Source organism: Acidobacteriota bacterium (genome assembly GCA_009861545.1).
Classification (GTDB): Bacteria; Acidobacteriota; Vicinamibacteria; order Vicinamibacterales; family UBA8438; genus WTFV01.
Genome location: VXME01000075.1, coordinates 1 through 8,819, shown reverse-complemented (window position 1 = coordinate 8,819; position 8,819 = coordinate 1). Strand labels below are relative to the sequence as shown.

Here is an 8,819-nt window from a genome sequence, read left to right as displayed (position 1 = left end):
CCGCAACTAGGTTGGTTGGTTGGTTGGTTGGTTGGTTGGTTGGTTGGTTGGTTGGGCAAGAGTCATGCCACTTGCCCGCCGACCCGTCACGATGTTCCGCATCCACATCCTCACCTCCCGAATCCGCACCGCCGGCCGCACCGGCACTCATCTTCTTGCCCCCGTCCCCAGGGTTCCCCGCTCCACCAGCTCGCGCCCCGCCCCGGCTCCCCGTGGACCGTCCCCAATGAAGGCCCTCGCCGCGAGCATCGAGCTCGACCGGGACAGGTTTCGCCGACGCCCAGATCCACTCGGGCGGTCGGCCCCGTTGGAGGGGCAGAACTACGGTTGGTACCGTACAAGATTTTTTGTAAAATTGGCGTATGCGGATCGGAATTCTCTATATCTTTTTCATGAGTTTCTGGGTTATGGTGCCGCCGAAGCGCCCGCAATGGCGTCTCCGCCGCGCTTGCGGCGTCGCAGCGCGCCGTGATTCGCGCCGCCTGGCGAGGGACGAGCCGTGACCGATTCCGACGACGCGAGGCCGCAGATCCAGGCGCTGCGCCGGCGCACCGCGACCCTCAACGCGGCCATCCTGCGGATCAACGCCTCGCTCGACCTCGACACCGTGCTGCACGAGGCCGTCGACACCACCCGTGCGCTGACCGCCGCCCGCTACGGCATCATCGTCACCATCGACGAGGCCGGCGAGGTGCGGGACTTCGTCACCTCCAACTTCACCGACGAGGAGAGACGCCGCTTCCTCGAGTGGCCCGACCGCGCGCGGTTCTCCGCCCACGTGCGCGACCTGCCCGGGCCGCTGCGCCTCGCCGACTGGACGGCCTATGTCCGCTCGCTCGGCCTCTCCGTCGGACTCCCCGCCTGCACCTTCATGAGCGCCCCGATGCGTCATCGGGACGTGCATGTCGGCCACTTCTTCCTCGGCGACAAGGCGGACGGGGCGCCGTTCACCGACGAGGACGAGGAGGTGCTGACGCTGTTCGCCTCACAGGTCGCCTCGGCGATCGCCAACGCCCGCGCCCACCGCGACGAGCGGCGCGCGCGGGCCGGCCTCGAGGCGCTCGTCGAGACCTCGCCGGTCGGCGTGGCGGTGTTCGACGCGGGGACCGGCCGGCCGGTGTCGTTCAACCGCGAGGCGCGGCGCATCGTCGAAGGGCTTCGCATGCCCGGCCATCCGCCGGAACAGCTCCTCGAGGTGGTCGTGTGCCGGCGCGCCGACGGGCGCGAGATGTCCCTGGCCGAGCTCCCCCTGGCGCGGCTGCTCGGCGACGCGGAGACGGTGCGCGCCGAGGAGGTCGAGCTCTCGGTACCCGACGGGCGCAGCGTCCGGACGCTCATCAACGCGACCCCGATCCCTGCCGAAGACGGCACGGTGGCTTCGGTGGTGGCGACCCTGCAGGACCTTGCCCCGCTCGACGAGATCGAACGGATGCGGACCGAGTTCCTGAGCCTGGTGAGCCACGAGCTGCGCACGCCGCTCGCCGCCATCATGGGCTCGGTCGCCGCCGTGCTGGACGACTCGCAGGCGCTGGACCCCGCCGAGCTGCGCGAGTTCCTTCGCGTCATCGACGAGCAGGCACGGCACATGCGCGGCCTGATCGGCGACCTGCTCGACGCGGGGCGCATCGACGCGGGCGCGCTCTCGGTCTCCCCCGAGCCCGCCGAGGTGGGCGACCTGGTGGAGCAGGCGAGGAGCACCTTCCTGGCCGGCGGCGCCCGCCACGCCATCGTCCCGGACCTTCCCTCCGGCCTGCCTCCCGTGCTGGCCGACCGCCGGCGCATTGTGCAGGTGCTCAACAACCTCTTCGCCAACGCGGCGCGGCACGCGCCCCACTCGGCGCCCATCCGGGTCGCGGCGGTGCGCGAGGAGGCTCACGTCGCGGTCTCCGTGTCCGACGAGGGGCATGGAGTCGCGCCGGAGCTGCTGCCGCGCCTGTTCAGCAAGCACGGCGGCGGCGGCGAAGGCGGAACGCCGGCCGGCCACGGCCTCGGGCTTGCGATCTGCAAGGGGCTGGTGGAGGCGCATGGCGGGCGCATCCGGGCGGAGAGTCCCGGCCCGGGCCTCGGCACGACCGTCACCTTCACGCTGCCGGCGGCCGGAGAGGCCGGACCGCTGGCCGCCGGCCCGCCGCCGGCCGCCGAGCGGGGCGAGCCGCCGCGCATCCTGGTGGTCGACGACGACCCGCGGATGCTGCGCTTCGTCCGCGGCGCGCTCTCGCGAGCCGGCTACGCCCCGCTCGTCACCGGCGCCCCGGACGACCTGCGGCGCATCATCCGGACCGAGAAGCCCCGGCTGGTCCTGCTCGACCTGCTGCTGCCGGGCAGCGACGGCATCGAGCTGCTCGAGCGCATCCCCGAGCTCGCCGACCTGCCGGTGATCTTCATCTCCGCCTACGGCCGCGACGAGACCGTCGCGCGGGCGCTCGAGTCGGGCGCGGCCGACTACATAGCCAAACCCTTCTCGCCGACGGAGCTGGTGGCGCGGGTGCGAGCAGCGCTGCGCCGGCACGCGGCGCCCGAGCCGTTCGTCCTCGGAGACCTCGCCATCGACTACGGCCAGCGCCGGGTGACGGTCGGCGGGAACGCGGTCGACCTCACCGCCATCGAGTACGAGGTGCTGCGCGCGCTCGCGCTCGACGCGGGACGGGTCGTGACCTTCGAGACGCTGCTGCGCCGCGTCTGGGCCAAGCCCGACAGCGACGACGCGCACCTGGTGCGCATCGTCGTCAAGAACCTGCGCCGCAAGCTCGGCGACAGCGCGGCCAGCCCCGCCCGCATCTTCAACCAGCGCGGCGTCGGCTACCGCATGGCGAAGCCGGCGGGCCGATGAGGCCCCATGGCCTGGCGCGGCCCATCGCGCCCGGCAGCGAGCCCGCCGCCGGCGCGCCACGCCGCGTTTCGCGAGAACCGCCACGCGGCGAGCGAGCTCCTGACCCCGCCGCGCTGCTCGCGCTGGATCGAACTGCGGCGCGTCCGCCGGCGGCGCGTCCGCTGGTCGAGGAGATCGCCGGCCGCGCCCGCGAGGGCCCGGATCGGCCCGCCGCGCAGTCGGGACGGTCCACGGTCCACACGACCGGCGGCACGAAGTACCGCCGACGTCGAACGGCGAGCAACGCCCTGCGGTCGGGACCGGCTCATAGCCGCTTGGATGCCATGAGCCAGCCGACCCGATGTGCGTACACTGGGGCTGGCGCGGGAGCGTTGCGCGCCCCCCTACGACGCCCCGCAGGCTGTCTCGTCGGCTCCTCGAAGCCGATACTCCGTCCACGGGGAACCCGGCACGGGCGCAACCGAGGCTCAACTTGCCAGGGCGGGTGAGCAGTTTCGAGCCGACCGAACTTGGCCCGGTCGCTGGGGGCAGACCGAAGCGAACCAGGGCTGGTGCACGACCCTCAGGAGATCAATGATGACTTGCCGCCGAGATTCGACATCGTCCCGATCGGCGCGGCTGCGCCGCCGCGTGGCTCCCGTCGACACCCACGCGGCCGTGAGTCAATGGTCGCGGATTCTTCTCGGGCTTGCCGCTGCCGTCCTTGCGGCGTGCGACGGTTCCAGTCCCACGGCGCCGTCGCAGTACCCCGATGTCGCCGGCACCTACTCGGGGCCCCTGGTGTACGTGGCGGGGGAGCCTGGAAGCCAGGAGTCACTCGACGGAACGATGCGGATCATCGTCACCCAGTCCGAGTCGCAGGTGACGGTGAACGGTTCGATGACGATTATCGGCCAGACCGCGGAGATTCCGCCGGCTCGTGGCACGATCGACGAGACGGGAGAGGTTTCGTTCTCCGAAGACGTCCTCGGCGAGGTGACGGATGACCCTGACTGCGGAGAGAGCCGGATCGCCACCTTGTCGCTCGTGTTCTCCGACGGGACCGCGACGCTCAATCAGGTAACGCGAACCACCGAGTGCGGAGACTTCACCGTCAGCGCCACGATGACGAGAGAGTGAGGGTCGGCGGAGGAACGCCTTCCGGGCTGGCCACCGAGCGGGCGGATCACGGTTCGCAGCCGGGTCCGCTCGAGGCCGGTCTCAGCGCCAGACGCCGGCCGTCACACGTCTTCAGATGCCTGTACAGCCCGTGGCCGAACACAGCTTGACGAAGGCCGTGCTCGTCAAGGAGGTCGCCCATGCGGCCGGCGTCACGAAGAAGCGTGCCGAGACCATCGTCGACACCCTGTTCGGCAGCATCGCGGCGGCGCTGCACCAAGGGGAGGAAGTCGAACTCCGCGGCTTCGGCAGTTTCCGACTGCGGCACCGCGCGCCGCATCGCGGCCGCAACCCAAAGACCGGCGACCGGGTGGACGTGCCTTCGAAGCGTGTGGCCTACTTCAAGCCCGGCAAGGAGCTGAAGGAGTTGATCAACCGGGAGCCCGCGCAGTTGGTCCCGCCGCCGGCGGCCGAGTAGCCGGCGTTTCACCGGTCCCGCCCGCGGGGGCCGGTGTCGATCTCGGCGCGCAGGTCCCGCCGCGTCCTCGGGGTGCCTCCCTTGTATCGGCGCCAAGGTGTCTTCGTGGTGTAGCCGGCGCGCCACGCTGGAACCGACGTTGGCCAACGTCCAGGGTCTATGAACACATGCGGTCCGAGCCGACCATGATCCATGCGCCGCCCACACCGCGCGGCGCTAAAGACCGAGAGCTCGACCGTCTCGGCGCTCGTCGATGATGAGCTCGTGCAGGACCTGCCCGTCAACGGCCGGAACTTCGTCGAACTCGTGCAGACGGTGCCCGGTGCGAACGCCGGTCTGCCGAACTCGCTCGCCAGCGGCACGAGGCCCGACGACCGCCGCAATACCTCGGCCATCTCGGTCAACGGCGCCCAGGACAACCAGAACAATCACATGATCGACGGCATGGACAACAACGAGCGGCAGATCGGCACGATCGGCGTGAAGCCGTCGATCGAGGCCATCGCCGAGGTGCGCGTCCAGACCAACAACTACACGGCCGAGGTCGGCCGGACGGCCGGCGGCGTCATCAACGTCATCACGAAGTCGGGCACGAACCTCTTCCGCGGCTCGCTGTTCGGTTACCTCCGCAACGACCGGTTCGACTCGCAGGACTTCTTCGCCGCGACCAAGCCCACGCTGGAGCAATACCAGGCAGGCGGCAGTGTCGGCGGCCCGATTGCCCCGAATCGGACGTTCTTCTTCGCGGATTTCGAGAACTACGCCCACACGTCGGGTGTGACGAACGTGATCACGGTGCCGACGATGGCGATGCGCATCGGCGACTTCTCCGAGCTTCCGGTGCAGATCCACGACCCGCTGACGCGCCTGCCGTTCGCCGGCAATCGGATCCCGGCGAGCCGGATGTCGCCAATTGCCCGGGCGCTGATCGAGCTATACCCGGAGCCCACCAGTGCGGGCCTGTCGGCCAACTACGCCAGCGTGACCGACCGCACGCAGGACACCATGACGGCAGACTTCCGCGTCGACCATCGCTTCGATGGCAACAACCAGATGTTCGTGCGGTACTCCTGGAACGACGTGGACGTCTACACGCCGTCGGCCTGCCCGATCGCCAATGGCATCGACCCGGGCTGCTCCGGCGGCGGCACTGCCTGGCCGGGCCCCAACGTCACCGGGGCGCACGGCGTGCAGGTGAACTACACCCGCGTGTTCAGCCCGTCGTTCATCGCAGAGGCCCGCGGCGGCTACCTCAAGGTCGACCTGCTGTCGCTGCCGGTCAACTACGGCCGGACGCTGACCAGTCAGTTCGGCATCCCCAACGGCAACATCGAGGGAGACGACATAACCTCGGGACTCGTACCGCTGCAATTCGATGGGTACTCGGGGCTGGGGGCCTCGAACTGGATCCCGCTGGGCCAGATCGACGACACGACCCAGTTCAACCTCACGCTGACCAGGGCCGCGGGCGAGCACAACGTGCGGTTCGGCGGCGGAGTCATCCTGCGCGAGTACTCCGTGTTCCAGAGCGAGCAGGCGATCGGCCAGTTCGAGTTCTCGGCGCTCGAGACCAGCAACGGCGTCGGCGCCGGCGGTGACGCGATGGCCTCGTTCCTGCTCGGATTCCCCAACCTCATCAGTCGCGCCCACGCGCTGGTGGTTCCGCAGTACCACACCAACGAGTACAGCCTGTTCGTCCAGGACGACTGGCGCGCGAACGACTGGCTGACGCTCAACCTGGGTCTGCGGTACGACGTCTTCACGCCGCTTCGGGAGGAGACCAACCGGATCTCGAACTTCGACCCGGTCAGCGCGCAGATCATCATTCCCGGACACAACGGCGTCTCGGAGACCGCCGGCATCGCGACCGACTACTCCAATCTCGCCCCCCGGCTGGGATTCGCGGCCTCGCTGAGCGATTCTCTGGTGCTGCGCGGCGGGTACGGTGTCTCGTACTTCCCGGGCAACATCACGAGCGACGCGACCATGAAGAACGCGCCGTTCATCAGCAACCAGCAGTTCCAGAACAGCACGTCGGGCGTGCCCGCGTTACGGCTCAGCGACGGTCTGCCGACGCCGGAACCCACTGACCACCGCAACCCGACCGGCAACATCGGCGCTGTCGCGCTCGACTTCCGGTCGACACGAGTGCAGCAGTTCAACGCGATCCTCGAGCGGCAGATCGGCCACAACGTTGTCGGCCTCGGCTATGTCGGCTCGCGCGGCGATTTCGTCGCCGGCCGGATCAACCTGAACCTGCCTCCGGTGGGCGCCGGTAACATCTCTGCCCGGCGCCCGTACGCCGCGCAACTGCCGAGCGTGAGCAACATCAGGGTCTTCTCGTCGGCCTTCGAGTCGCAGTACGACTCGATGCAGCTCGTGTTCCAGCGCCGCCCGGTCGGCGGACTCGGCTTCAGCTTCAACTACACGCTGGCGCACAACCAGCGAACCGACGGAGCGCCCTGGGACGAGAGCGTGATCGAGAAGTTCGCGGCGGACAACGACGTCCGGCATCGCGTGGTGCTCTCGGTCACCTGGGAGATGCCGTTCCGTGGGACCGGCGCCGCCGGGGCGCTGCTGAGCGACTGGCAGGTCAACGGCATCGCCTACTGGCAGTCGGGCCGGCCATTCAACGTGCAGAACGCTTCGCCTCGCACCAACACCGGCGCGCGCGGCGACCGCCCCAATCTCCTGGGCACGGCGGCGCTTGCCAACCCGACCTACGAGCAGTGGCTGAACCCCGACGCGTTCGAGCCGCAGCCGATCAACACGGTCGCAACCAACATGCCGGAACGCAACGGGTTCCGCGGTCCCGCTCGGAGCCAGGTGGACCTGTCGATCTTCCGGACGATTCCGGCGGGTGATGTCGACCTCCAACTCCGCTACGAGGTCTACAACCTGTTCAACCGCGTGAACTTCGACAACCCCAGCGGCGCCTTCGGCCTGCCCACGTTCGGCCGGATCACCGGCACCGTGGGCCCGCCGCGCCAGATGCAATTCGCCGCGAAGCTGCTGTTCTAGATGTCATGGGCGCCTTCCCGAAAGGACAACTTGAAGGGATGCGATCGCGACCCGGCAGGTGTGACGCAGAAACGCCTGCCGGGGCCAAGAAACCGCAAGGTTGCGCGCGGTCGCTCCCCTACACGCCGCGCCGAACATAGAGCGGCCCCGTTGGGCCGCGCGGGACGTTGGATCGCGTTGCTAGCAGGGGACTTACGAGCGGCTAGGGTGTGACGGCCGCGGTGTGATTCCGGGCGTCGCGTGCCGAGTGCGGATGTTCGCCATATCGGTGTGCCTGGAGACGGCCGGCGCGACCACGGCGGCGGCGGGGTACGACGAATACTGGCGGACGGGCTACGGACTCGTGACAGGCCAGAAGCGGGTCTAGTCGGCGGCGATCGTTTTGGCCGTGAGAGGACGCCAGGAATTGACAGCCTAAGTACCGCTGGGTCATAAGTTCGGCAACGTATTCACGCGGCATCGGCAAGGGACGGTGAGTCGAGTTTCTTGAGGAGTCTGGTCAAGTCGTCGCGGGTGAAGGTCCACTCGAACGGTTTGCCGATCTTGGCGAAGTGGCTCTCGAAGTTGCGGAGGCGGTCGGCGAGTTCCGCGGTGTCGGAGAAGTCGTTTGGCGTCAGGACCTTGCGTTGCACGATCGAGATCTCGATCTGATTGAGCCAACTGGCATGGCACGGGGTATGGACGAGCTGCAACCTGGGGTCCCACGTCTGCGCCCGTTGGATGGATCGCGCGCCGCGGTGCGAGGAGCCGTTGTCGACGATCCAGAACACGCGGCGGGCCTGTCGGTAGGGGTCGGTAGCCATGACCTGCTCGACCAGGCGCCGGAAGGGCAGGATTCCGGTTTTGGCCTCACAGCGCCCGACCACGTGGGCGCGGTGCACATCGAGGGCTGCGAGGTAGGCCCAGGCACCGCGGCGTTGGTATTCGTGTTCGACGCGCATGGCGCGGCGGGGGCGGGCAGGTACGGAGGCATGGGTACGGCGACGCGCCTGGATGCTCGTCTTCTCGTCGGCCGAAATGACGAACTCGTCGTCGTGGAGGGGTTGGCCTTCCCAACACCGCTGGTACAGATCGAGGACGGGTGCGGCCCTCTGCGCGAAGCGGGGGTCGCGGGGAAAGAGCCAGGATCGATGCTGCCAGGGACGAATCGCGTCCTTGGAGAGCCAGCGCCAAATCGTGCTGCCACTGATGGTGCCGACCAGGCCGGTTTCCTGCACATATCGCGCGAGCTCCGCCCTGCTCCATCGCGCCAGGGGCACCCCGTGCGTGGAAGGCAACTCACAGGCGAGGGCCTTGACCTGCACGACGACCTCCGGGGGGGAAAACCCGAGGCCGGCCTCATGCATCCCCTCATTTCGCACGGCGTCAGATCACGCCGAAGACCTCTCGGAA

Annotated in this window: 6 protein-coding genes; 4 read left to right on the top strand and 2 right to left on the bottom strand. The window is 68.8% G+C overall.

What is annotated here, in order from left to right:
• Nucleotides 1–6 precede the first annotated feature (6 nt).
• A complete protein-coding gene (locus tag F4X11_12220) occupies nucleotides 7–108 on the bottom strand; it encodes a hypothetical protein (GenBank protein MYN65778.1) in 102 nt (33 codons plus the stop codon).
• Between the two features lie 391 nt (nucleotides 109–499).
• Between F4X11_12220 and F4X11_12215 the strand changes: the two genes are divergently transcribed.
• The 4 genes from F4X11_12215 (at nucleotide 500) to F4X11_12200 (ending at nucleotide 7,427) form a co-directional block, all read left to right on the top strand.
• The gene (locus F4X11_12215; GenBank protein MYN65777.1) at nucleotides 500–2,830 is read left to right on the top strand and encodes a response regulator; all 2,331 of its coding nucleotides are present in this window, start codon (nucleotides 500–502) and stop codon (nucleotides 2,828–2,830) included.
• A gap of 576 nt (nucleotides 2,831–3,406) precedes the next feature.
• Nucleotides 3,407–3,949, top strand: a complete 543-nt coding sequence (locus F4X11_12210) for a hypothetical protein (protein MYN65776.1) — start codon at nucleotides 3,407–3,409, stop codon at nucleotides 3,947–3,949.
• A 145-nt stretch (nucleotides 3,950–4,094) separates the two neighbouring features.
• Entirely contained in the window at nucleotides 4,095–4,406 is a 312-nt protein-coding gene (locus tag F4X11_12205) for an integration host factor subunit beta (protein MYN65775.1), read from the top strand.
• Nucleotides 4,407–4,598: 192 nt separating this feature from the next.
• A complete protein-coding gene (locus F4X11_12200) occupies nucleotides 4,599–7,427 on the top strand; it encodes a TonB-dependent receptor (protein MYN65774.1) in 2,829 nt (942 codons plus the stop codon).
• A gap of 449 nt (nucleotides 7,428–7,876) precedes the next feature.
• Here F4X11_12200 and F4X11_12195 read toward each other — a convergent pair whose 3' ends face one another.
• Entirely contained in the window at nucleotides 7,877–8,773 is an 897-nt protein-coding gene (locus F4X11_12195; GenBank protein ID MYN65773.1) for an IS630 family transposase, read from the bottom strand.
• Between the last annotated feature and the right edge of the window lie 46 nt (nucleotides 8,774–8,819).